At 65.8% G+C, this 23,478-nt stretch carries 25 protein-coding genes; 17 read left to right on the top strand and 8 right to left on the bottom strand.

Annotated elements, in window-relative coordinates; genetic code table 11:
* Positions 1 to 52 precede the first annotated feature (52 nt).
* From murA to GUY37_RS06295, 5 genes are all read left to right on the top strand, one after another.
* Entirely contained in the window at positions 53 to 1,369 is a 1,317-nt protein-coding gene (gene murA / locus GUY37_RS06275; RefSeq protein ID WP_166823537.1) for a UDP-N-acetylglucosamine 1-carboxyvinyltransferase, read from the top strand.
* Positions 1,366 to 2,139, top strand: a complete 774-nt coding sequence (locus GUY37_RS06280; protein ID WP_166823540.1) for a lysophospholipid acyltransferase family protein — start codon at positions 1,366 to 1,368, stop codon at positions 2,137 to 2,139. The genes murA and GUY37_RS06280 overlap by 4 nt, the downstream gene beginning before the upstream one ends.
* Entirely contained in the window at positions 2,136 to 3,149 is a 1,014-nt protein-coding gene (locus GUY37_RS06285) for an NAD(P)H-dependent glycerol-3-phosphate dehydrogenase (protein ID WP_152348189.1), read from the top strand. The genes GUY37_RS06280 and GUY37_RS06285 overlap by 4 nt, the downstream gene beginning before the upstream one ends.
* Before the next feature lie 45 nt (positions 3,150 to 3,194).
* Entirely contained in the window at positions 3,195 to 3,728 is a 534-nt protein-coding gene (locus GUY37_RS06290; RefSeq protein ID WP_152348190.1) for a YbhB/YbcL family Raf kinase inhibitor-like protein, read from the top strand.
* 91 nt (positions 3,729 to 3,819) lie between these two features.
* Positions 3,820 to 4,935 carry a D-alanine--D-alanine ligase family protein gene (locus GUY37_RS06295; protein ID WP_166823543.1) on the top strand — a complete coding sequence of 372 codons (1,116 nt, stop codon included), beginning with the start codon at positions 3,820 to 3,822 and terminating at the stop codon, positions 4,933 to 4,935.
* Positions 4,936 to 4,956: 21 nt separating this feature from the next.
* Here GUY37_RS06295 and GUY37_RS06300 read toward each other — a convergent pair whose 3' ends face one another.
* Positions 4,957 to 5,478: a DUF3515 domain-containing protein gene (locus GUY37_RS06300; protein ID WP_166823545.1), complete on the bottom strand. Its 522-nt coding sequence runs from the start codon at positions 5,476 to 5,478 to the stop codon at positions 4,957 to 4,959.
* A 32-nt stretch (positions 5,479 to 5,510) separates the two neighbouring features.
* On the opposite strand from GUY37_RS06300, the gene thiL reads away from it, so the two are divergent.
* From thiL to rsmD, 4 genes are read left to right on the top strand one after another with little or no spacing between them, the layout of a single operon-like run.
* Positions 5,511 to 6,548: a thiamine-phosphate kinase gene (thiL, locus tag GUY37_RS06305; protein ID WP_166823547.1), complete on the top strand. Its 1,038-nt coding sequence runs from the start codon at positions 5,511 to 5,513 to the stop codon at positions 6,546 to 6,548.
* 1 nt (position 6,549) lies between these two features.
* Complete coding sequence (locus tag GUY37_RS06310) at positions 6,550 to 8,115, top strand: DAK2 domain-containing protein (RefSeq protein ID WP_166823550.1); 1,566 nt, start codon at positions 6,550 to 6,552, stop codon at positions 8,113 to 8,115.
* On the top strand, positions 8,112 to 10,259 hold the full coding sequence (locus GUY37_RS06315; RefSeq protein WP_166823552.1) for an ATP-dependent DNA helicase RecG: 2,148 nt from the start codon (positions 8,112 to 8,114) through the stop codon (positions 10,257 to 10,259). Before GUY37_RS06310 ends, GUY37_RS06315 begins: the two co-directional genes overlap by 4 nt.
* A gap of 10 nt (positions 10,260 to 10,269) precedes the next feature.
* Positions 10,270 to 10,887, top strand: a complete 618-nt coding sequence (gene rsmD, locus GUY37_RS06320; protein WP_166823554.1) for a 16S rRNA (guanine(966)-N(2))-methyltransferase RsmD — start codon at positions 10,270 to 10,272, stop codon at positions 10,885 to 10,887.
* Here the strand turns inward: rsmD and ehuA are convergent.
* The 4 genes from ehuA to ehuB form a co-directional block, all read right to left on the bottom strand.
* Positions 10,884 to 11,636, bottom strand: coding sequence for an ectoine/hydroxyectoine ABC transporter ATP-binding protein EhuA (ehuA, locus tag GUY37_RS06325; protein WP_166829447.1), 753 nt, complete (start codon positions 11,634 to 11,636; stop codon positions 10,884 to 10,886). The two genes, rsmD and ehuA, sit on opposite strands and share 4 nt — an antisense overlap.
* Positions 11,637 to 11,721: 85 nt before the next feature.
* Positions 11,722 to 12,381 (bottom strand): ectoine/hydroxyectoine ABC transporter permease subunit EhuD, encoded by a 660-nt coding sequence (gene ehuD, locus GUY37_RS06330; RefSeq protein ID WP_166823557.1) that lies wholly within the window; start codon positions 12,379 to 12,381, stop codon positions 11,722 to 11,724.
* Positions 12,378 to 13,166: an ectoine/hydroxyectoine ABC transporter permease subunit EhuC gene (ehuC, locus tag GUY37_RS06335; protein ID WP_166823559.1), complete on the bottom strand. Its 789-nt coding sequence runs from the start codon at positions 13,164 to 13,166 to the stop codon at positions 12,378 to 12,380. The genes ehuD and ehuC overlap by 4 nt, the downstream gene beginning before the upstream one ends.
* 21 nt (positions 13,167 to 13,187) lie before the next feature.
* Positions 13,188 to 14,066, bottom strand: a complete 879-nt coding sequence (ehuB, locus tag GUY37_RS06340; protein WP_166823560.1) for an ectoine/hydroxyectoine ABC transporter substrate-binding protein EhuB — start codon at positions 14,064 to 14,066, stop codon at positions 13,188 to 13,190.
* Between the two features lie 116 nt (positions 14,067 to 14,182).
* Between ehuB and GUY37_RS06345 the strand changes: the two genes are divergently transcribed.
* The 8 genes from GUY37_RS06345 (at position 14,183) to GUY37_RS06380 (ending at position 19,929) form a co-directional block, all read left to right on the top strand.
* On the top strand, positions 14,183 to 14,956 hold the full coding sequence (locus GUY37_RS06345; protein ID WP_166823563.1) for a GntR family transcriptional regulator: 774 nt from the start codon (positions 14,183 to 14,185) through the stop codon (positions 14,954 to 14,956).
* Positions 14,953 to 15,462 (top strand): pantetheine-phosphate adenylyltransferase, encoded by a 510-nt coding sequence (gene coaD / locus GUY37_RS06350; protein WP_166823565.1) that lies wholly within the window; start codon positions 14,953 to 14,955, stop codon positions 15,460 to 15,462. The genes GUY37_RS06345 and coaD overlap by 4 nt, the downstream gene beginning before the upstream one ends.
* Before the next feature lie 3 nt (positions 15,463 to 15,465).
* Positions 15,466 to 16,653, top strand: a complete 1,188-nt coding sequence (locus tag GUY37_RS06355) for an MFS transporter (RefSeq protein ID WP_166823568.1) — start codon at positions 15,466 to 15,468, stop codon at positions 16,651 to 16,653.
* 118 nt (positions 16,654 to 16,771) lie between these two features.
* Positions 16,772 to 17,290, top strand: coding sequence for a YceD family protein (locus GUY37_RS06360; protein WP_166823570.1), 519 nt, complete (start codon positions 16,772 to 16,774; stop codon positions 17,288 to 17,290).
* 2 nt (positions 17,291 to 17,292) lie between these two features.
* The gene (gene rpmF / locus GUY37_RS06365; protein ID WP_166823572.1) at positions 17,293 to 17,496 is read left to right on the top strand and encodes a 50S ribosomal protein L32; all 204 of its coding nucleotides are present in this window, start codon (positions 17,293 to 17,295) and stop codon (positions 17,494 to 17,496) included.
* A gap of 4 nt (positions 17,497 to 17,500) precedes the next feature.
* Entirely contained in the window at positions 17,501 to 18,205 is a 705-nt protein-coding gene (gene rnc, locus GUY37_RS06370; RefSeq protein ID WP_152348203.1) for a ribonuclease III, read from the top strand.
* A 52-nt stretch (positions 18,206 to 18,257) separates the two neighbouring features.
* Complete coding sequence (gene mutM / locus GUY37_RS06375; protein WP_166823575.1) at positions 18,258 to 19,157, top strand: bifunctional DNA-formamidopyrimidine glycosylase/DNA-(apurinic or apyrimidinic site) lyase; 900 nt, start codon at positions 18,258 to 18,260, stop codon at positions 19,155 to 19,157.
* A 376-nt stretch (positions 19,158 to 19,533) separates the two neighbouring features.
* Positions 19,534 to 19,929, top strand: a complete 396-nt coding sequence (locus GUY37_RS06380) for a DoxX family protein (RefSeq protein ID WP_166823577.1) — start codon at positions 19,534 to 19,536, stop codon at positions 19,927 to 19,929.
* Between the two features lie 21 nt (positions 19,930 to 19,950).
* On the opposite strand, the gene GUY37_RS06385 is transcribed toward GUY37_RS06380, so the two are convergent.
* The 3 genes from GUY37_RS06385 to GUY37_RS06395 form a co-directional block, all read right to left on the bottom strand.
* Positions 19,951 to 20,817 (bottom strand): CorA family divalent cation transporter, encoded by an 867-nt coding sequence (locus tag GUY37_RS06385; RefSeq protein ID WP_166823580.1) that lies wholly within the window; start codon positions 20,815 to 20,817, stop codon positions 19,951 to 19,953.
* Between the two features lie 66 nt (positions 20,818 to 20,883).
* Positions 20,884 to 21,357: a hypothetical protein gene (locus tag GUY37_RS06390; protein ID WP_166823582.1), complete on the bottom strand. Its 474-nt coding sequence runs from the start codon at positions 21,355 to 21,357 to the stop codon at positions 20,884 to 20,886.
* Positions 21,358 to 21,447: 90 nt separating this feature from the next.
* Complete coding sequence (locus GUY37_RS06395; RefSeq protein ID WP_228278397.1) at positions 21,448 to 23,253, bottom strand: BCCT family transporter; 1,806 nt, start codon at positions 23,251 to 23,253, stop codon at positions 21,448 to 21,450.
* Positions 23,254 to 23,478 lie beyond the last annotated feature (225 nt).

Here is a 23,478-nt window from a genome sequence, read left to right on the forward strand (position 1 = left end):
CGTCTCCGGGTGGAATCCCGCCCGGATCCGGTCATCGGAATCAGGGAGGAACATGCTCGAAGTACGTGGGGGAAACCCGCTGGACGGCACCGTCAGGGTCCGCGGCGCCAAGAACCTGGTGCCCAAGGCGATGGTGGCCTCCCTGCTCGGTGAGACCCCGTCCGTGCTGCGCGGCGTGCCCAACATCCGCGATGTCGAGATCGTCACCGGACTCCTCGAACTCCACGGAGTGCGCGTCACCTCCGGCCCCGACGGCGACCAGCCCGACGGCGAGCTCCACCTCGACCCGGCAGAGGTGGCACAGGGATCAATCGTCGACATCGATGCCCACGCCGGGTCCTCCCGCATCCCGATCCTCTTCTGCGGACCGCTGCTGCACAGCCTCGGTCAGGCCTTCATCCCCGACCTCGGCGGCTGCCATATCGGCGACCGCCCCATCAACTTCCACCTCGACGTGCTCCGCAGATTCGGTGCCGAGGTCGACAAGACCCCCGGCGGCATCATGCTCAAGGCCACCAGTCGGCTGCAGGGCACGAAGGTCAAACTGCCCTACCCCTCGGTCGGCGCCACCGAACAGGTGCTGCTGACCGCAGTGCGCGCCGAAGGCGTGACCGAGCTGCGGGGCGCTGCGATCGAACCCGAGATCATGGACCTCATCGCGCTGCTGCAGAAGATGGGCGCGATCATCACCGTCGACACCGACCGGGTGGTGCGCATCGAAGGCGTCGATTCGCTGCGCGGCTTCATCCATCGGGCCCTGCCCGACCGCAATGAGACTGCCTCGTGGGCCTCGGCCGCGCTGGCGACCGGCGGAGACATCTTCGTCGCGGGTGCCAGCCAGCCCGAACTCATCACCTTCCTCAACATCTTCCGCAAGATCGGTGGGGAATTCGACGTCCGGGAGACGGGCATCCGGTTCCGCCACCCCGGGGGCAAACTCCGGTCCTTCGCCCTCGAAACTGACGTCCACCCCGGCTTCATGACCGACTGGCAGCAGCCGCTCGTCGTCGCCATGACCCAGGCCGAAGGGCTGTCGATCATCCACGAGACCGTGTACGAGAACCGCTTCGGCTTCACCGACGCGCTGCGCTCGATGGGGGCCAAGATCCAGCTCTACCGAGAGTGCCTCGGCGGCACCCCCTGCCGTTTCGGACGGCGGAACTACCAGCATTCGGCCGTGATCTCCGGGCCCACCGACCTCAGGGGCACCCGCATCGACGTGCCTGATCTGCGCGGCGGATTCAGCCACCTCATCGCGGCCCTGGTCGCCCAGGGCACGAGCGAAGTCCACGGAATCGAACTCATCAACCGCGGATACGAGAACTTCCTCGACAAGCTCGTCGGCCTCGGCGCCGAGGTGTCCGCATGAGGGCTGAACCCTCGCCCCGGGCGGCCCCCGAGTCGAAGCCCCTCGTCGCGTTCGACCCCGCCTCGGTGCGGTCGCAGAACCGGGCGGGCACCGTCGCGGCCACCGCGGCCTTCGGGCTCATGCGCACGGCCACGAGGATGACCGTCCGCGGGCTCGAACACCTGCCGCCGCAGGGCACCGGAATGATCGTCGCCGCCTACCATGCGAACCATCTCGATCCGATCCTCGTCGGGCTGGCGCTCAAGCGCAACGGTCGGATGCCGCACTTCCTCGCGAAGTCCACACTCTTCACTGGTGCCCTGGGCGTCATCCTCAAGCGCATCGGGCAGATCCCGGTGCTGCGTGCCTCGGCGCAGGCCGGGGACTCCCTGGCATATGCGAAACAGGCCCTGGCCAACGGGCAGACCGTCGTCATCTACCCCGAGGGCACGCTGACGAAGGACCCCGAGCTCTGGCCCCAGCACTTCAAGACCGGCACCGCCCGACTCGCTCTGGAGACCGGCGCGACGATCATCCCCGCCGCCCACTGGGGATTGGACACGATCTACCCGCGCGGCCAGAAGAAGGTGCGCTTCAGACCCTTCAGCCATGACACGGTCGTGGCCTTCGGCCCTGCCGTCGACTATTCGGATCTGTGGGATCACCGAGCTGAGAAGAAGACGATGGGAGACCTCTCCCAGCGTGTGAAGAACACCGTTGCGGCGATGGTGGCCGAACTGTCGGGCCGCGAACTGCCGCAGCGTTTCACGAGCAAGGAGACAGGCGAATGAGCGTCGACAAGATCACCGTCCTCGGGGCCGGATCCTGGGGAACCACCTACGCCGCGGTCATCGCCGACGCCGGCTTCCCCGTCACCCTCTGGGCCCGCCGCCCCGAAGTCGCCGCGGAGATCAACAGCTCCCACACCAACGACCGCTACCTGGGCGAGCGAGTCCTGCCCGATGGTCTGAGCGCGACCGACGATGACCTCGCCGCCGTCACCGACGCCGACGTCATCGTCCTCGCCGTCCCCGCCCAGACGCTGCGGGAGAACCTCACCCGATGGAAGCCGCACCTGCGCGCCGGGGTGAAGCTCGTGAGCCTGATGAAGGGCATCGAGGTCGACACCGGCAAACGCATGTCCGAGGTCATCGCCGAAGTCGCCGAGGTCGCCGAATCTCAGATCGCCGTCGTCTCCGGCCCGAACCTCGCCCGTGAGATCGCCGACCGTCAGCCCACCGCCACCGTCGTCGCGTCCTCGGACATCACCACCGCCGAGGCGGTCGCGGAGATCAGCGCGAACGCGTACTTCCGACCGTATACGAACACCGACGTCGTCGGCGTCGAGATCGGCGGGGCGATCAAGAACATCATCGCCCTGTCCGTGGGCATCGCCGACGGTCAGAAGCTCGGCGACAACTCGAAGGCCTCGATCATCACCCGCGGGCTCGCCGAGACCTCCCGCCTGGCCGCGGCCATGGGCGCGGAAGCGCACACCCTCTCCGGGCTCGCCGGACTCGGCGACCTCGTGGCCACCTGCGCCTCACCCCTGTCGCGCAATCGCACCTTCGGACGCCACCTCGGTGAGGGGATGAGCCTCGAGGACGTCATCGCCCATACCTCGCAGACGGCCGAAGGCGTGAAATCGGCTCCGGCCGTGCTCGCCCTGGGCCGCAGATACGAGGTCGACCTGCCGATCACCGAAGCCGTGTGTGCGGTGCTGGGCGGAAGACTGCAGGTTGACGAACTCGCCGGATTGCTGTTGTCTCGGAAACGTAAGCACGAAGGACCACCGGCCTGAGCCGACCCGGCTCTCAGGCCGCCCGCTGGAAAATGAGGAGCACAAATGAGCGCCAACTCACCGTTCTACAATCTTCCCGAACTTCCGACTTTCACGCTGACCAGCACCGATGCCGAAGACGGCGGGGTGCTCGCCGGCCCCCAGCTCTCCGGTGCCATGGGCGTTCCCGGCGGTCAGGACATCTCTCCGCAGCTGTCCTGGTCCGGTTTCCCCGAAGAGACCAAGGCCTTCGCAGTGACCTGCTTCGACCCCGACGCCCCCACGGGTTCGGGTTTCTGGCACTGGGTCGTCACCGACCTCGACGCCTCCGTCACGAGCCTGCCCACGGGCGCCGGTGACCCGGCCTCCGACCTGCTGCCCGCCGGCGCCGTGACTCTGCGCAACGATGCCGGCGAACCCCGCTTCGTCGGTGCCGCCCCACCGCAGGGCCATGGGCCGCACCGCTACTTCTTCATCGTCACCGCCCTGGCCGAACCGCTGGGCATCGACGAATCCGCATCCCCGGCCTTCGCCGGCTTCAACATGTTCTTCAAGGGCATCGGCCGGGCGTGGCTGGAATGCACGTTCGAGGCGAAGTGAGCTAGAGTCTTTCAGTCCGCGCACACCTGACTTTCTGTGCGCACCCCGTGTCCGGTCCCAGTGCGCGGGAGTACCAGTTCAAAGGAAACTCATGGCAGACAACGATCACCGGCCCCTTGTCGCAGTCCTCTTCGGAGGCCGTTCGAGCGAGCACTCCGTCAGCTGCGTCACGGCGGCCGGTGTGATCGGTGCCATCGATGCTGAGGCCTTCGACGTCCTGCCGATCGGCATCACGAAGACCGGTGTGTGGCGGATCGTCGACGACTGGTCGAGCATGCGCTTCGACCCTGAGAACATGCCCGAGGTCACCGACAACGGCACCGAGGTGATCCCACCGCTGTCCGCCGATGGGGCGCCTCTGCTGCACCGGGACGCCGACGGCAGCTGTTCCGAACTGGGGTCGGTCGACGTGTTCTTCCCGCTCCTGCACGGACGCTTCGGTGAGGACGGAACCCTGCAGGGCCTGTTCGAACTCAGCGACACCGCATTCGTCGGCTCAGGGGTGTTCTCCTCGGCCGCGAGCATGGACAAGCACTTTACGAAGTCGCTCATGGCCCAGGCCGGGATCCCGACCTGCCCGTGGGAGCTCGTCACCGAGACGATGTGGGCCACAGGTCGCGCCGAGGTCGAGAACCGTGTGGCCGACCTCGGTCTGCCCGTGTTCGTCAAGCCCGCCCGTGCCGGATCCTCCATGGGCGTCAGCCGGATCGCCGAGGCGGCCGACCTCGACAAGGCTCTGGCCGGTGCGTTCGAACACGATTCCAAGGTCATCGTCGAACCCGAGGTCAGCGGCCGCGAAGTCGAATGCGCCGTGCTCGGGTCTGTGTACGACACGGACCTGCGTGTGTCCGCACCAGGGGAGATCCGCGTGAGCGGGGACCACTCGTTCTACGACTTCAACGCCAAATACCTCGACCTCTCCGCCGCAGAGGTCACCTGCCCGGCCGACCTCGACGAGCAGGTGACGGCCCGCGTCCGGGAACTGGCCGCCTCGGTGTTCCGTCTCTTCGACTGCACCGGACTGGCCCGCGTCGACACCTTCGTCACCGACACCGGCGACGTCGTCATCAACGAACTCAACACCCTGCCCGGGTTCACCCCCACCTCGGCGTACCCGTTCATGTGGGCGCAGTCGGGACTCGAATACTCCGAACTCATCGGCGAACTCATCTCGATCGCGCTCGTCGATCACGCCCGCGCGAAGTAGGGCGTCCGCGGTGGGCGAGCTCTAGCCGTCGATGTCCTCGGCGCCGACGCATTCGGTCTCGGGCGGGAACTTCGACAGGGTCGGTGAGATCGCGGCGAGGACGTCGTTGCCGGACTCGGCCTTGCGGTTGACGAGCACCTCGACGGCGGGTGTGCGCCCGTAGCTGGTGAACTTCCACGTCGTCTCGTCGCCCTCGGCCGGCTTCGAGATCCAATCGACCCCGGACACGCTGACGCAGCTGTCGGTCGTCGGACCGGGAGGAGTGACTCCGCAGCGCAGCACCGCGACATTGGGATCTCCCCACGCCTTCGTGCCCTGCGAGGAGGTCGTGCGCGCCTTCTGACCCGAGATCTCCTCGGGCAGGGTGAGCATGATGTCGGCACACTTCGGATTCGCCGCATCCTTGGCCGGTTCGACGATGACGGTGCGCGCACACCCGGTCACGGCGAGACCGGTGAGCACCGTGGCCAACGCGACGAGGGTGAGAGGACGACGGTGCGGCGACCGCGTGAGGCGGCGCGTCGAAGCAGGGCGAGATCGCATAGGACCACCGTATCTCCCGATAACCTGGAGCCATGACCCGACTGTCCGAACTTGGCGAATCACACATCATCTCCCGCGTGCTCACCCGCAATCCCACCAGCGCACATGTGATCGTCGGACCCGGAGACGATGCGGCCGTGACCGCACCGGACGGGCGGCTCGTCTCGACCGCGGACATGCTCGTGGAGAACGAGGACTTCACTCGCGACTGGTTGGACTGGGAACTGCTCGGACGCAAGGCCGCGGCCCAGAACCTCGCCGACGTCTGCGCCATGGGGGCCTACCCGCACGGGCTGCTCGTGTCCCTGGCCGTCCCGGATGACACGGACATCGCCTGCCTCGAGGCCCTCTACTCGGGGCTCTTCGCTGAGGCGGAACGCGCAGGACTGGCCCTGGACCGCACCGTGCCGATCATCGGCGGGGACCTGTCGTCGTCGAACCTCATCGTCATCGCCATCACCGCACTCGGGACGGTGGGGCAGACCTCCGCGATTCTGCGCTCCGGGGCTCGGCCCGGCGATGCGCTCTTTCTGGCCGGAACGGTCGGTCGGGCGGCCGCCGGCCTCGATCTGCTCTTCTCCGGTCTCCGCCGCGACACCGCCGCCCCGGAACTCGCCGCGCTCATCGACACCCAGCTGGGCCCACAGCCGGACTACGGCGCACTGCTCACGCTCGGGGCCGCCTCGGCGATGATCGACGTCTCCGACGGACTCAGCCTCGACCTCGCCCGGGTGGCGGCCGCCTCGGGGGTGGGAATCGACCTCGACCGGGCCCTGCTCCAGGAGTTCGTCGACCCGCTGCTGCCTGCGGCCGAGTTCGTGCTCGCCGCGCGAGCGCCGGCCGGGTCAGGCGACGCGGACCGGGCAGGCGGCTCCGCGATGACGGCAGAGGATCTGGCCCTGGCCTGGGTCCTCGACGGGGGAGAAGACCACGGCTTCGCCGCGTCGAGCCCTTCGAGTCAGAGCCCTGGAGTAGGCTGGCGGAGAATCGGACGGATCCGCACCGGACACGATGTCAGCCTCGACGGCACACCCGTGCCGGCGAGCGGTTTCAGCCATTTCGGGAAGTGACATGAGCAACGCCATCAGTCTCAACGGTCGTCTGGCCGCACGCTGGGCCCGACGCGCGGTCGACCGGCTGCGCAAGGAACGCACCGAGATCGACGAACTCAACGTCTTCCCCGTCCCCGACGGCGACACCGGCACGAACATGTACCACACTCTGCGTGCCGCCTACCTCGCCGTCGAAGAGCTCACCGGGCCCGTCACCCTCCCGCACGTCGTCGCCGCACTCGCAGCCGGGGCCGGACGCGGTGCCCGCGGCAACTCGGGACTCATCCTCGCCGTCGCCCTCCAAGGAGTCGCCGACGCCCTGGCCGGAGTCACCGTCGCCACCGCCGACGCCATGGCGACCGCCCTCGAGGCCGCCTCCGATCGGGCACGCTCCGCCGTCGCCCGGCCCGTCGACGGCACCATGCTCACCGTCCTCGACGCCATGGCCGTCGAAGCCCGCGAACGCGCCGACGACGGGGCCGACCTGCTCGAGGTCATCGAAGCCGTGCGGGAACGCTCCCGGTCCGCGCTGCGGGAGACCACGGGACAGCTCACCGTGCTGCGCGAGGCCGAGGTCGTCGACGCCGGATCGACGGGGATCGTCGAACTCTTCGACCTCCTCTACGCCACCGTCACCGGCCGCACCCCACAGGATTCGATGCTCGCCGAGGTGGCCCGCGCTCCGAAGGTCATCCACGAAGCCACCGCCGACGAGCTCGAGATCGTCGCCATCCTGGCCACCGTCCCCGCGGACGCGCTCGCGGACGAACTCGACCGCCTCGGCGGGACCTCCATCGTCATCAACGCGGCCAAGGTCCACGTCCACGTCGCCGACGAAACGACCGCCGCGACCGTCATCGACCGCCTCGGCGAGTACGGGATCGCCCGGCTCGATATGGAAGACCTGCGCATGCACGAGGAGGAGGGCGAGACGAAGCTCATCGCCCTGGTCAAGGGCACGGGACTGCTCATGCACACCGCCCTCAACGGGGCCACGGCGCTGACCCCGGAGGTGGGGGATCTGTTCGTGACGATGTCCGAACTCGTCGCCGCCGAGGACCGGGAGGTCATCGTCATCCCCAGCTCCACCTCGGCGCTGAAGTCCCTGGCCGGGCTGCATGCGCATGTCGTGCGCTCCCGCAACGTCGGCACCCTGCTCTCGGCTTTGGCCGTCTACGACCCCTTCGCTCCGGCGGCGGAGATCTTCGCGGATATGACCGAAGCGGCCGCGGGCACTCGGGTGGGCACGATCTACTCGGCCGACCAGCTCGCCTCCGACCCGCCGACAGGGATGCTGCCGATCATCGGCGAGGACGGAGCGGGGCATCCGGCGCAGTTCTACCGGGTCTTCATCGAAGGCAGAGCGAAGACGCAGAGCACGGAGCTGCGGACTCTGGTCGAGAAGCTCGCCGATCGGCTGCTCGGGGCCGGGGGAGAGCTGCTCACCGTCGTCCACGGACCCGACTGCGCACCGGAGGTCCTCGACCACCTGCGGGACTGGATCCAGAAGTCACACGGGACCGTCCACTTCCAGGACCTCGAAGCCAGAGACCCCGGGGTGCTCGTGATCATGGGGGTCGAATGACGACTCGGCTCGAAGACAACTTCCGCAAGGCTGACCGCACTCACCTGGCCAAACGCGGGGTGCATTCGGTCACCGACTTACTCCGCTTCTTCCCTCGCCGCTACCTCGTGCCAGGGGAGCGCACGGAACTCGGGGATCTGCCTCTGGGAGAGACCGCGATCATCCAGGCCGAAGTCATCCGGGTGGAGACGCGGCGGATGAAGCAGCGGAAAGGCACCATCACCGAGGTCATCGTCCACGACGGGAAGCAGTCGATGAAGATCGCGTTCTTCAACCAGTACTGGTTGGAGAAGTCGCTGAAGCCGGGGCTGACAGTCGTCTTCGGCGGCAAGGTCGAATCGTTCCGCGGGCAGCTGACCTTGGCGTCGCCGGTGTGGCTCAACCGCACCGAGGATGACCACGAATGGACTCCCGAGGACCTCAATTCCCCATTCCCCATCTACCCCGCCGTCAAGGGCATCGCACAGTCTCGGCTGTGGAGTTCGATCAAGACCCTGCTCACCGTCGCCGGGGACGAGGAGTTCGAGGATCCGCTGCCCAAAGGGCTGCGGGAGGCACATGAACTGCCGGATCTGCGCACAGCGCTGGAGGACATGCACCGGCCGCGGACGATCGAGGACGTCGAGCGGGCCCGGCAGAGGTGGAAATGGGAAGAGGCACTCGCCCTGCAGACCGAGTTCGCCGCCCGCAAAGCGACTCTGGCCGCGGAGAAGGCGACTCCGCTGCTGACACAGGGGACGAAGAGCCGCCGATTCGACGCAGACCTGCCCTTCACCCTCACCGAATCCCAGGTCAGGGTCGGTGAGGAGATCGCGGACGACATGGCCGCAGACCGGCCGATGCACCGGCTCCTGCACGGTGACGTCGGTTCCGGTAAGACCCTTGTGGCACTGCGAGCCATGCTCACCGCGGTCGACTCCGGTGCCCAAGCCGCCATGCTCGCCCCCACCGAGGTGCTCGCCACTCAGCATTTCCATTCGATCCAGACATTCCTCGACGAGCAGATGGCGCTGTCTCCGCTGCTGGCCGACGACGAACAGGTGACAGTGGCGCTGATGACCGGGTCGATGCCGGCGAAGGACCGTCGCGAACTCGCCCTCGACCTCGTCGCCGGCAACATCGACATCGTCGTCGGCACGCATGCGCTGCTGTCGGAGTCGACGATGTTCTCCGACCTCGGCCTCATCGTCGTCGACGAACAGCACCGCTTCGGTGTCGAACAGCGGGAAGCCCTGCGGGCCAAGGGCGGAGACACCACCCCGCACACTCTCGTGATGTCGGCGACGCCGATCCCGCGCACCGTGGCGATGACGGTCTTCGCCGACCTCGACATCTCGACGTTGGATGAGATGCCGGCCGGGCCGAAGGACATCGCCACCCATGTGGTGCCGATCGTCGACCAGCCTAAGTGGTACGTCCGGGTGCGGGAACGCATGCGGCAGACCGTCGAGGCTGGGAAGGGAGTCTTCGTCGTCTTCCCCCGCATCGATCCGACGGACATCGAAGATCCGGAGTCCGGGGACGTCGTCGGACAGAAGCAGGGCATCGAGGACATCACGCGGAAGCTGTCTGAGACCCCGGAACTGGCTGGTCTGAAGTTCGGTCTGCTGCATGGGCGAATGCCGACGGCGGAGAAGGATCGGGTGCTCGCGGACTTCGTCAAAGGCGAGATCGAGATCCTCGTCTCGACGACCGTCATCGAGGTCGGCGTCGATGTGCCGCGGGCGACGATGATGGTCATCGCCGAGGCCGAGAACTTCGGAGTCGCACAGCTGCACCAGCTGCGCGGACGCGTCGGACGCGACGGCAGTGCGGCCATGTGCTTCCTGCTCACCGAGATGAGTGCTGAGGACGTGAGCTATGCACGGCTGCAGGCGGTGGCCGAGACGCTCGACGGTTTCACTCTGGCCGAATACGATCTAGACGCCCGAGGCGAAGGCGATGTGCTCAGCGGCTCGCAGTGGGGCGGATCCTCGCTGCGGCATCTGTCAATCCTCCGCGACTCCGAGATCGTGGCCGAGGCGAAGACCGTCGCCGAACAGATCGTCGCCATCGACCCCTCACTTGAGGCGGTGCCCGCGCTGCGCGCCTTCATCCGTCGTGTCCTGCCCGAGGACGACGCACACTTCATCGAAGCAGGCTGAGGAGGCAGGTATGAGAATTATCGCCGGAGCGCACAAGGGAGCCAGGTTGTCCTCCCCATCGGGGGCGAACACCCGACCCACCTCCGACCGGGTCAAGGAGTCCCTGTTCTCGATGCTCGAGGGCTACGGGGTGCTGCAGGCTGCGAACGTCCTCGACCTCTTCGCCGGTTCCGGTGGTCTCGGCTTCGAAGCGATGTCGCGGGGAGCCGCCCAGGTGGACTTCGTCGATTCCTCCCTGGCGGCGACCCGTGCCCTGGAGTCCAATGCGGACAAGCTCGGCCTCGACCATTCGGCCGAGGTCCACACCGGGGATGTGCTCCACTTCCTTGCCGGGCTCCCCGGTCCTGACGATCCGGAGTCGCGGGTCTTCGACCTCGTGTTCATGGACCCGCCCTATCCCTTGGGCGAGGACGCGGTCACGCAGATCCTCGGTCGACTGAGCGCACATCTGGACATGGAGTCCATCGTGGTCATCGAACGCGCCTCGCGCTCGCCCGAGCCGACGATGCCGGAGGGACTCGAAGTGTTCCGCGCGAAGACCTTCGGCGAGACCGCGATCCACTTCGTCCAGCTCACAGCCGTCCAGCTCACAGCGGAGCCGGACGTTGTGGGCGCAGCGGAGGTCTAGAGCACGCTGGAGAGGAACGAGCGGGTGCGCTCGTGCTGCGGGTTGTTGAAGATCTGGTCCGGCGGGCCCTCCTCGAGGACCTGACCGCCGTCGAACATCATCACCCGATGGGAGACGTCGCGGGCGAACTGCATCTCATGAGTCACCAGCAGCATCGTGATGTCCGTGGTCTCGGCGATATCGCGCAGGACGGCGAGCACGTCGCCGACGAGCTCGGGGTCGAGCGCCGAGGTGACCTCGTCGAGGAGGAGGATCTCCGGGCTCATCGCCAAGGCGCGGGCGATCGCCACACGCTGCTGCTGACCGCCGGAGAGCCGCGTCGGATGCTCGTCGGCTTTCTCCGCCAGTCCGACTCGCTCGAGCAGCTCCTCGGCCTCCCTGCTCGCCTCCGCCTTGGACTTGCCGAGCACGTGCACAGGGGCCTCGATGATGTTCTCGAGCACGGTCATGTTCGGGAACAGGTTGAACTGCTGGAAGACCATGCCGATGCGCGTGGTCATCTCCCGCGTGCGCTTCTTCGGGAGCTCGACCCGCTTGCCGTCGCGCTCCTCGAACGTCAGCGGTTTGCCGTCGACGAAGATGTAGCCGTCGGTGAGCTCCTCGAGCGTCATCACCAGGCGCAGGATCGTCGTCTTGCCCGAACCGCTGGGCCCGATGAGGGTCACGCGTTCGCCAGGAGCCACAGTGAAGTTGAGGTCCTTGAGCACGGTGGTCTTTCCGAACCGCTTCTCCACGTCCTTGAACTCGATCGCCGGGGTCGCCGAGGGAGACGGCGATGGTCCCGGAGCCGAGGCGGCAGCTGCGGTGGGATCGGTCGGGTTCGTCGGGGTGTTCTCAGTAGCGGGCAAGGCGTCGATCCAATCTCTGAATGAGCAGTGAGGTCGGGTAGCTGGCGACGAGGAAGATGATTCCGGCCAGCGTGAAGGCTTCCGTATAGGCGAATTTCGCCGCTCCGAACTGCTGCGCCGAGGTGACGAGCTCGACCACGGAGATCGCGAACAGGAACGGTGTGTCCTTGAACATCGCGACCGCGTAGTTGCCCAGCGAAGGGACCGTCGCCCGCAGGGCCTGTGGCAGCACGATTGCGGTGAAGGTCCTCACCGGCGGCAGCGAGAGCGCGGTGGCCGCCTCGAACTGTCCCGGCGGCACCGAATCGATGCCGGCACGGTAGCTTTCGGACATATACGTCGAATAGTGGATGCCGATGACGATGAAGCCGATGACGAGCGCCGGCACATCGACCAGGCCGGGTATGCCCGCGAAGATGTAGTAGACGAAGATCAGCTGCACGACCAGCGGCGTGTTGCGGACGAAGGCGACGAGCAGTCGGACGATCCAATTGATCCAGCGCGGCAGTCCGCGGATGGCCACGGCGATGATGAGGCCGAGGACTGTGGCGATGAGCGTGCCCACGACGGTGGCGATGAGCGTGTTGACGAAGCCGCGGAGCAGGATCGGCAGGGCCTCGAAGGCGAATTCCCAATTCCAGATCATCGGCCTCCCCCTCTCGAGCCGGCGCCGGCACCCCTGATCTGAGACTTGAGGCGGTCCTTGCGTATGGCATCCTCACGGGCGAGGCGCCTGGCCTCGCGACGGTCGGATCGCGAGTTCGGTCGCCTGCGTCCCAGAGCGGCCGTGGCTCTGCGTTCGAGGAAGTTCATGAGCTCCTGGATCAGCCAGGCGATGACGAAGTAGATGATGAGGCCGACGGTGAAGGCGAAGTACGTGTCGTTCGTGGACTGACGCAGCTGCGTGATCTTGTCGGTGAGGTCCTGGAGAGTGATGAATGAGACGACCGCGGTGCCCTTGAGCAGCTGAATGAGCAGGGTGGCCAGCGACGGGATCATCAGTGCCCAGGCCTGCGGGAAGATCACGCGGATCATCCGTCGGGTCGGGGAGAGGCTCAGTGCGATCGCGGCCTCCCATTGCCCTTTGTCGACGGTGGTGATCGATGAACGGACCACCTCGGCGGAATAGGCGCCGTAGTTGAGCGCCAGGGCCCCGATGCCGCAGATCATAGGGTCGAGCTCGACCCCGAGGAGCGGGAAGACGTAGAACAGCCAGAACAGCTGCACGAGCAGGGAGGTGCCGCGGAAGAATTCGACGATGATGCGCGCCGGGACGCGCAGCCACGCATGCGTGGACGTCATCGCGAGTCCGAGAACGAGCGCGATGATGACGGCGCCGAGGCTTCCGACGACCGTGAGGATGATCGTCGTCTGAACTCCCTCCCACAACTGTGGGAGGAAGCTCAGCAACGTCGTGAGATTTTCGGTCATGGTGTTTCAGTTCGCGTCGGCTCAGGAATCAGCGGTGGGAAGTTCGCCCTTGCACAGCTGATCGGTCGTGATCGAACCGTCCGGACGCTCCTCCTTCGTGAAGCCGTAGTCCCCGACGATGTCGAGGTAGGACTTCTCGTCGGAGACGATCTTCTCCAGGGCCTTGTTCCATTCGTCGCGGATCTCGTCGTCACCGGTGCGGAAGACCGTGGCACCGGCTCCGACCTGCGGGACTCCGTCGATCTCCTGGACGAAGGATTCGCTGACTTCGACGTCGGCGTCCTTGTTGTTCTTCGCCATCCAATTGAGCGAGATGCCCGTGAGGGCGAAGACATCGGCACGACCGGTGGTCACAGCGTCCATGCCGTCCTGCGGAGTGCCGACCTGCTGAGCCTTGATACCCAGGCTGTCCGCGTAGTCGGATTCGATCGCACCGGTCATGGTGGCGAGCTTGAGGCCCTTCTCCTTGACGTCGTCGAGGGTCTTCATCCCCTCCTGCTTGCCCTTCTTCGTCATCAGAGCCGTGGTGTACATGAACTCGGGATCGCCGAAGGAGGCCTGTTCGCAGCGGTCGGGCAGAATCGACATGCCGGCCGAGATCGCGTCGAAGCGCTCGGCGTTGAGACCCGGGATGAGCGAGCCGAACTCGGTGTTGACGCCTTCGACGTCATCGACGCCGAGCTCCTTGAACACCGCCTTGGCCAGAGCCACGGACGCTCCTTGGAGCTCACCGCCCTCTTCGAAGCTGTACGGAGCTTCACCGGCGAAGCCGACCGTGATCTTTCCCTCGTCGACGGCCTTCTGCAGAGTCGACTTGTCCGAGTCGCTTCCGCCGCAGGCACCGAGGGTGAGCGTCAGCGCGAGGATCGATGTCGCGGCGGCCAGTCCTTTGAGTTTCATTTGCTGTTCCTTCCTTGAACGTCGACACATCAACGTGACGTGCGTCTCTGAAACAGTATTCAATACTCATGTTGTCCGAATGTCACACTGTCTGACAACGTTATATGATCGTGACCGTGACGAATTCTCCTGCCTCCGAGCTGCCGGTGTTGCGCAAAGTGGTCCGCTCGTCGACGATCGACCTCATCGTCGATCAGATCCGCAACGCCATCTACAGCGGTTCGCTCGAGCCCGGCCAGTCGATCAACGAAGTGCGCACGGCCGAGCTGCTCGCGGTGTCGCGCCCGTCTCTGCGGGAGGCCCTGCAGCGTCTCATCAGCGAAGGCGTGATGACGCATGCTCCCGGACGGGGCGTGCATGTGAGGCGGATGCGCACCGCCGATATCGATGACGTCTATGCCGTGCGCGAGGCGATCGAATCGCAGGCGGTCAAGCTCGTCATCCGTCACGGTCGGGCCACCTCCCGGATCGGGCAGTCGCTGCGGGAGCTGGAGTATGCCATCGAGGACAACGTCGCGCGCACGATCGGCGACGCCGACCTCAACTTCCACCATGCGATCGTCGCGTGTTCCCGATCGATGCGGCTGATCGACCTCATGAAGGTCTCGATGGTCCACACCCGCCTGCTGTCGCTGTCCGACAAGCGCGGCTACGAGGTCCGGTGCGACCTCATCGACAGTCACCGCAAACTCGCCGAGGCGGTCGCCGCCGGTGACGAACCCCGTGCTCTGGCCATCGTCGCCGGGATCATGGCCGAGTCGGCCTCCCGCCTGCACGGATTCGGTGACGGCTTCGACGGACGGACGCTCAAGGGCCGCGACGATGAGTCACAGGCCGATGACCAGTGGCTGCAGCTGCGCGAGCAGCCGAACGATACGATGAGAGCATGAAGGTCGTCTGCCCCGGTTCCTATGACCCGATCACCATGGGTCATCTCGATATCATCGCCCGCAGCTCTCGGCTGTTCGAGCAGGTGGTTGTGGCGGTCGTCCACAATCCCTCGAAGTCCGGTCGCTTCGACCCGGAAGTCCGCGCGGACCTCATCCGCCGGTCCCTGACCGAGGACGAACGTACTCAGGGTGCGCAGAACATCACGATCGACCTCGTCTCCGGCGGCCTCCTCGTCGACTACTGCGCGAGCATCGGCGCCCCCGCCGTCGTCAAGGGTCTGCGTTCGGGCACCGACTTCGCCTACGAACTGCCGATGGCGCTGATGAACAGGCACCTGTCCGAGCTCGAGACGATCTTCGTCCCCGGCGACCCGAAGTTCGAACACGTCTCCTCCTCGCTCATCAAGGAAGTCCACTCGGGCGGCGGGGACATCGAAGGCCTCGTCCCCACCTCGGTGCTGGCGGCTCTGCGAGGCGACGTCCCCGGCGACGACGGCGCCCGCTGAGGGATGAGCGCGGCAGCACCGGCCAACCGGGCCTGGTTCCCAGGCCTCGTCATCCACACCGTGCTCGCGCACGCCACCTACAACGGCGTCCGCGTCCTCATCTCCTACCGCACCCTCGAGCTCGGCGGAACGGGATTCGTCCTCGGTCTGATGACGGCCGTGTACTCCCTCGTCCCGCTGCTCACCGCCCTGTTCATCGGCCGCCTCGTCGATCGCGGCTACGCCACCGCGGTGCTGTGGACGGGGACGGTGCTGTCGGTCCTGCCCGTCGCGCTCGCGGCCACCGCCCCCAACCTCGGCGTGCTGCTGGTCGCCACGATGAGCCTGGGCGTCGGGCAGCTGCTGACCACGGTCGCCTCCCAGGCGCTCATCCCGCAGAGCTTCCCGGCCGCACAGATGACCTCGAAGTTCGGCCACCTCACCCTCGGCGTCTCGATCGGACAGACCATCGGACTGCCCCTGGCGGGAATGGTCGCCGACGCCACCTCCGGAGACACGGCGATCACGAATGCCCTGTGGTTCATGACGGCGGTCTCCGCGCTCACCCTCATCGCCGCCGTCATCGTCATGCTCCGCGGCAGGACCCCGCACGTCTCCCGCGCCGAGGCGGCCGAAGGTGCACAGACACCCTGGGCCCTGCTGTCGCTGCGGGGGATGAAGCCGGCGATCTTCGCGTCCATGGCCACACTGGCCGCCGTCGATCTGATGACCGCCTACCTGCCGCTCATCGGCCAGCAGAACGGACTGTCCGTGACCACGGTGACCTGGCTGCTCGCGCTGCGCACCCTGGCGTCGGTGGTCTCACGGCTCTTCATCGGAAGCCTCACGGCCAGGTGGCGGAACCTGTCCCTGCTGTGGACCGCCTCGGCGACGGCCGGAATCAGCGTCGTTCTCATTCCCGTACTCAGCCAGCCCTGGATGCTCGGTGTGCTGCTCACGGTCGCAGGATTCTGCTTCGGGCTCACCCAGCCGCTGACCATGTCCTGGGTCTCCACTCTCGCCGATGCGAAGAACCGGGCCGCGGTGCTCTCGATCCGCTTGGCGGGCAACCGACTCAGCCAGGTCGCGATTCCCTCGGCCGCCTCGGCGCTGACGGTCGTCGCCGGATCGGGGATCGTGTTCACGATGTCCGGGGCGCTCCTCGTCATCGCCGGCGCCGTGACATGGCGCAGCGAACACGAACGATGGTGACGAGGAACACCTTCGCGGGCAGCGACGGCCGATTGGTAATGGCCGCCCACAATGATTAGAATGGTGAGTCGCGTGTGAACGCAGGAGCGACATCCTCAAACGCACCAGGAGGACAGGCATGAAGAACAGATCTGAATTCGTCTATGATCTCAGATCCATGGGATTGCTCGGTCATCCGGGTGAGTGGGAACGGGTGAACACCACCTTGTCGGCTCCAGCGGATCTCAAGATCGAAGTGATCGGGGTTGCGGAAGGTTCACCACTGACGCTCGAGCTGATGTTCGAAAGCGTGTCGGAGGGGATCTACGTGTCGGGGACAGTCTCGGCGACGGCCCGCGGCGAAGACGCGAGGACGCTCGAACCCATCGAGCTGCCTATAGATGTGGACATCCAGGAGATGTACGTCTATGAGCAGGCCGAAGGGGACGAGGACTCCTACGTCATCGACCGGGATCAGCTCGACCTCGAGCCCGCGATCAGAGACGCCGTCGTGATGGCTCTGCCGTTCAATCCTTCACAGGATGAGAGCGAGGAGTTCAGCTACACCCTGGGGGAGGACCTCGAGGTGGACGAGGACGAATCCGAATCGCCGTTCGCATCATTGAAGAATCTGTTGGAAGAGAAGAAAGAGAGCTAGACGTGGCTGTTCCGAAGCGTAAATTGTCGCGCAGCAACACCCGCCACCGTCGTTCGCAGTGGAAGGCCAAGGCTCCGAACCTGGTCAAGACTGTGGAGAACGGTCGCGTTGTGTACTCGCGCCCCCACCAGGCCAAGGTCGTCGAAGACACAGCCGGCACCCCGCTGTACCTCGAGTACAAGGGCCGCAAGGTCGCTGACGTCTGAGACTGTGGACACTGACACCACAGCAGCACTGAAGAAGAGTCTCGGGATCGATATTGATCCCGAGACTTTTCGTCTCGCGCTCACACACCGCTCCTTCGCCTTCGAAGCCGGTGGGATCCCCACCAACGAGCGCCTCGAGTTCCTCGGGGACTCCGTTCTGGGCCTCGTCGCCACCGAGTCGCTGTTCTATGACAACCCGGACCTGCCCGAGGGTCAGCTGGCCAAGATGCGTTCGGCCGTCGTCAACACGCGTGCCCTGGCATCGATCGCCCGCCGGCACGGCATCGGCGAGCACATTCTGCTGGGCAAGGGCGAGGAGCTGACCGGCGGCCGGAACAAGGACTCCATCCTCGCCGACACGGTCGAGGCGCTCATCGGCGCCACCTTCGTCTCCCGTGGACGCGAAGAGGCCTTCGCCTTCGTCCACCGGCTCATCGACGGCATGCTCGACGACGCGGTCAACCTCGGCGCGGGCATGGACTTCAAGACCACCCTGCAGGAGGCCGCGGCCGACCTCGACCTCGGCGCCGTGAGCTACGACATCACCTCGTCCGGGCCCGACCATGCGATGGTCTTCACCGCCACAGCGATGCTCGGCGCGAACAGCTGGGGCGCCGGCGACGGGTCCTCGAAGAAGGCCGCCGAAGCCGCAGCCGCCGAGGTGGCCGTCAAAGCCATCCGCACCATCTACCCGGACTACCGGCGCTGAGGGGGCCATTATGACCCCACAGGCACACGCTTGAGCGAATCGAGGGTCACCCTTGCCTGAGCTTCCCGAGGTCGAAAGCGTTCGTCGCGGCGTCGACGAATGGACGGCCGGAACCACGATCACCGGCGCCGAGGTGGCCGACCCGCGAATTCTGGGCACGACGTCCCAGCGACGCATCGACCCGTCCGCGGTTTCCGGGTTCGTTTCGGCCGTGACCGGGGCGCACATCCTTAGGACCGAGCGTCGCGGGAAGTTCATGTGGCTGAGCCTGAGGGAGCAGGCCGGACTCTCTGCCGGCCCCGAACTCGGCATTCTCCTGCATCTCGGCATGAGCGGTCAGCTGCGCATCCACTCACCCGGTGAGGAGGTCCACCGGCACACTCGTGCGGTCCTGAACCTCGACAGCGGCCGCGAACTGCGCTTCGTCGACCAGCGGATCTTCGGCCATATCGGCGTCCAGCCTCTCGTGCACGGGTACGGTCGCCTCGTCCCCGCCTCGGCGGTGCACATCGCCGCCGATCCTCTCGAGTCCGCGTTCGACCCCGAGATGGTCGTCGGTGAGCTGGCGCGCAAGCGCACGGCGATCAAGTCCGCGCTGCTCGATCAGACGCTCATCAGCGGGATCGGGAACATCTATGCCGACGAGGCCCTGTACAGGGCGGGAGTCCACCCGCTGGCGGTGCCCGTGCGGACACGGAAGAGCCGCCTCGTCGCCGTGCTCGAATCCGCGACGAAGGTGATGAGCGATGCCCTGGCAGTCGGCGGTACGAGCTTCGACGCTCTCTACGTCAACGTCAACGGCGAATCCGGCTACTTCGACCGAGCGCTGCTCGTCTACGGGCGCGGCGGCCAGGAATGCGTGCGCTGCGGGACCGAGATCGCGAAGACCACCGTCGGTGGTCGCGGCACCCACTACTGCCCGAACTGCCAGAGGTTCCCGAGGTACCGGTAGCCGGTGTCAGCCGTCCGGCGTTCCCGGGCAAGTCGGTGCGGTTGCCTGACCACCTGTGCCTGACCACCTCACCCTGACCACCTCACCCTGACCACCTCACCCTGACCTTCTGACCACGCGTGACGCGGTTCCCTCACTATGAGACCGGCACGACTCCAGAGCATGCCTCACCGATACGTGCTCGCGCCACACGTCGCCGCGCTTCCTACAGTCGGCGCCCCACCAGTCACCTGCAGCGACTTCTCATCCCGTTGCACAGGTGCGAGATGACGCTGACGGTGATGGATGCTGCGCAGAGGCCGTTCCTTCGCAGCGATTGCCGAGTAGAATCGGGGCAAGACACTGCTGGTTCGGCCGGCGGAGGGGAGGAACAGACATGTTCACGGTTCCGACTTTCATCGGTGCGGTGGTGCTGCTGCTCGTCAGGGCACTGCTGACCGTGGCCTTCGTCCGCGAATTCTTGGTCAAGGCCAAAGACATTCCGGCGTTTGCGAGGAACGACGGTCTCAACGTTCCGACCGCGTGGTTCGTCGCCGTCGCCGAGCTCGCCGCCGCACTCTCATTTGCGACCGGCGTCCTCGCACAATTGGCCGGAATCGGCGTGATCGTCCTGATGATCATCACGACCAGTCTGCACGTCTTCAAATGGAATTCGACTTACTGGGCCTCAGCCGGCGGACCCGAATACGACCTGCTTCTGCTGGTGCTGGCCGCCGTCATCACAGCATTCGGGGCCGGCCCGATAGCGATCCCGGCCCTGTTCGGCATGTGACGGCGACGCGATCCAGTCGGCTCAGGACGAACGCGTCAGCCGGCGGATGAAGAAGAGCGTCGCCACAGTGAGCAGACCGGGTACCGCAAGCCCGAAGACGATGAATGCCGGCAGGGCGTCCAGTCGGTCGAGCATCCATTGGAAATTCATGCCGAAGAAGCCCGTCGCCAAGGTCAGCGGCAGGAAGATCGTCGCCACCAGGGTCAGCCGTTCGGACACGACGCTGTCCTGTTCGTTGAGGACGTCGCCGAGCATCGCGTAGAGGCGGGTGGTCATCGAATGGTTGGCTCCGAAGGCGGTCTCCGCTCGGGCGAGCAGCCTCTGATGATCCTCGCCGAGGCTCTGCGCGAGCTCCTCGTCCGCCGATAGGAGGTTCTTCTGCGCCACCTGGGTCTCTCCGATGCGGAAGAGCTCGGCGCGCAGCCGTCCCATGGACCGTCGCTGCGGGGACGATGCGTAGCCGATCGCCTGTGTTTCGAGTTCCTGGCACCGTTCATCGATCTCATCGAGAGCCTCCTCGCAACGGCGAGCCACGATGAGCACGAGCCCGACCAGCACCGACCAAGTGTCGTCCGAATCGACGGGGAGTCCCGCTTTGACGGCGGCCAGCGCCTTGTCGTCGCCGACGACGAGCAGGCCGCGGTCGCGAGCATGGAGCCGCAGAGTGTGCTGCTCTCGGTCCTCGTCGAGAATCACCAGCACCAGACTGATCTGATCATCGACGACCGCAGCCATCGGTCGCCTCGGCGCAGGGTGTGCGGTGTGCAACTTCAGGCCGAGGGCTGTCGACGCATCGTCCGCAAGCTCCCTGTCCTCGGGCGTGGCGAGGACGCAGAGGGTGTCGGAAGTGTGTTCACGCAACGCCTCGATGCCGTCGACAACGATCATCCGTCTCGCCTTCCGTCTCTCACCACCAGCAGTGCCGCATGCGAACACAGTACCAAGACGCGGGTGTCAGGGTGTCCTCGCAAGATACGCCTGGTGGCCGTCGATGAGTGCCCTCTGCGCCTGCGAATGGTCAGCGGAGCTGAGGAGGTTCGCAAGACTCGTCGGTGAGAGCCACAGCGCCTCGATCTCTACGACAGCTCCGGTCGTGAGCCGTGCGGCCGCCGGTAGCCGAGGACGCGAACCCGGAGCGGGGATGAGGACCCGATCGAGATCCCGCCACGCAATGCGGTGGGGCCGTCCCATGAATCCGCACCAGATGAACTCCTCGGGAGTGATCTCAAGCCGGGCACGTGAACCCATGTGGAAGTTCACCCAGGCGCCGAGGAGCAGGACGACCGGTCCGAAGAGGAAGACGAGGAACCAGGTTTCGATGACGAACGTCAGGACGATGACCGTGACGAGGGCAAGGAGCGCCATCACGGTGAGCATCCAGCCGACGACGATCGAGGCCTTCCCATCGCCCTTGATGACCCCATTCATCTGTCGACGTCCTTTCCTTCAACACACCCGACGGCGGCCCAGCAACCTAGCGCGAGGTTGCTGGGCCGCCGTCAGGTAGCACGAGAGGTCTCAGGTCTTGTCGGCGGACGAATCCTTGTCCTCGGACTTCGGATCAGCCTCGGCCGACTCATCCTCGACCTGAAGCTCAGAGGTCTCGAGGCCGAAGATCTCACCGTTGTACTCGTCGACCGCAGTGGCCACCGAGGTCTCGAGCACGTGCGCCGCCAGCTGCTCCTGGATGATGAGGGGATCCTTCGACAGGTCCTTCCACACCGCCACGCACAGCAGCAGCATGACGAGGACGAACGGCAGGGCGGAGACGATCGTGATGTTCTTCAGCCCGTCGAGGGCCTCGGCGGGATCGGAGCCACCCGCCAAGAGCATGACTGCGGCCACGGCACCGGTCGCGGTGCCCCAGAAGATGACGAGACCCTTGCCCGGTTCCTGCATGCCGTTGGCAGACAGGGTGCCCATGACGATCGATGCGGAGTCCGCACCGGTGACGAAGAAGATCGCGATGAGCACGACCGTGACGATCATGAGGATGATCGCGATGAGGTTCGGCAGCGGCAGAGCGCCGAGGAGGTCGAACAGGACCGTGTCCATGTTGATGTCCGGCTCGCCGTCGACCATGCTCGCCAACGCCTTGACCGTGCCCTCGCCGCGTTCGGCGCGTTCCTGGATGCCGATGGCACCGCCGCCGAAGATCGCGAACCAGATGGTCGAGACGACGGAGGGAACGATGAGCACACCGGTGACGAACTGGCGCACCGTGCGACCGCGCGAGATGCGGGCGATGAACAAGCCGACGAAGGGCGACCAAGACACCCACCACGCCCAGTAGAAGACAGTCCACGACGACAGCCACTCATTCACACCCTGCCCGTCGGCAGCGGTCCGCGAAGCCAGCTGCGGCAGGTCCTGGATGAACGAACCCACCGAGGAGGGGATGACGTTGAGGATGAACAGAGTCGGACCGCCGATGAAGACGATGAGGGCGACGATGACGGCGAGCACCATGTTGATGTTCGACAGCCACTGGATGCCCTTCTCGACACCCGAGACCGCGGAGGCGACGAACGCAGCGGTGAGGATGGCGATGATGATGACGAGCACCGGTGAGGAGACATCGGACATGATGCCCGCCGACTCGATGCCGCCGCCGATCTGAATGGCGCCCAGCCCCAGCGAGCAGGCCGAACCGAACAGGGTCGCGAGGATCGCGAGGATGTTGATGATCTTGCCGCCGAAGCCGTTGACGGCGCGTTCGCCGAACAGCGGGGTGAACATCGAGGAGAACAGCTGGGAGCGTCCCAGGCGGAACGAACCATAGGCCACACCGAGGCCGACGATGGCGTACATCGCCCACGGGTAGAGCGTCCAGTGGAACAGAGTCGTTCCCATGGACGTGCCCATCGCCTCAGCCGTGGACCCGTCGACGGTGTTCGGGGGAGGGGACATGTAGAAGAACAGGGGCTCGCCGACGGCGGAGAACACGAGTCCGATGCCCATTCCCGTGGCGAACATCATCGCAATCCACGAGGAGGTCTTGAACTCCGGCTTCTCATCGTCCTTGCCCAGCGGGATCCGCCCGAAACGGCTGACGGCGACGACGATGACGAAGATCGTGAAGATGGTGGCGGCGATGACGAAGAGCCAGCCGAAGTTGTCCATCACGCCGGTCAGCAGCGTGCCTGCCACATTGCCGAGGCTGTCGGGGGAGACGAAGCCCCACACGACGAAGGCGACGGCGAGTATGCCGGCCGCGAAGAAGACCACCTTGTCCAGACCCTCACGTTTGAAGGGCCGGAGCGCGGTCGTCGGATTCTTCAGGTGCTCGATGAGCTCCTGGATCTTGGTATGTTCACTGCTCATACTCAATCGGACCGACAGGAAGCGGGCCCCTCGATGGCGCAGAGGAGGGCGGGCATTCCCGTCGGCATTCCTTCCTTGAATGGACTGCATCGGACTGGCTCCGAAACGATTCGAGCAGAGCGCACTTCATCGCCTCTCAGCTGATCTCTGCAGACGATGAGGAAATAGTGGAGCATTCTCGTCTGCTCGGTCCGCTTCGTCGCCTTCACCGCCGTATCCCGCAGT

Source organism: Brevibacterium limosum, assembly GCF_011617705.1.
GTDB lineage: Bacteria > Actinomycetota > Actinomycetes > Actinomycetales > Brevibacteriaceae > Brevibacterium > Brevibacterium limosum.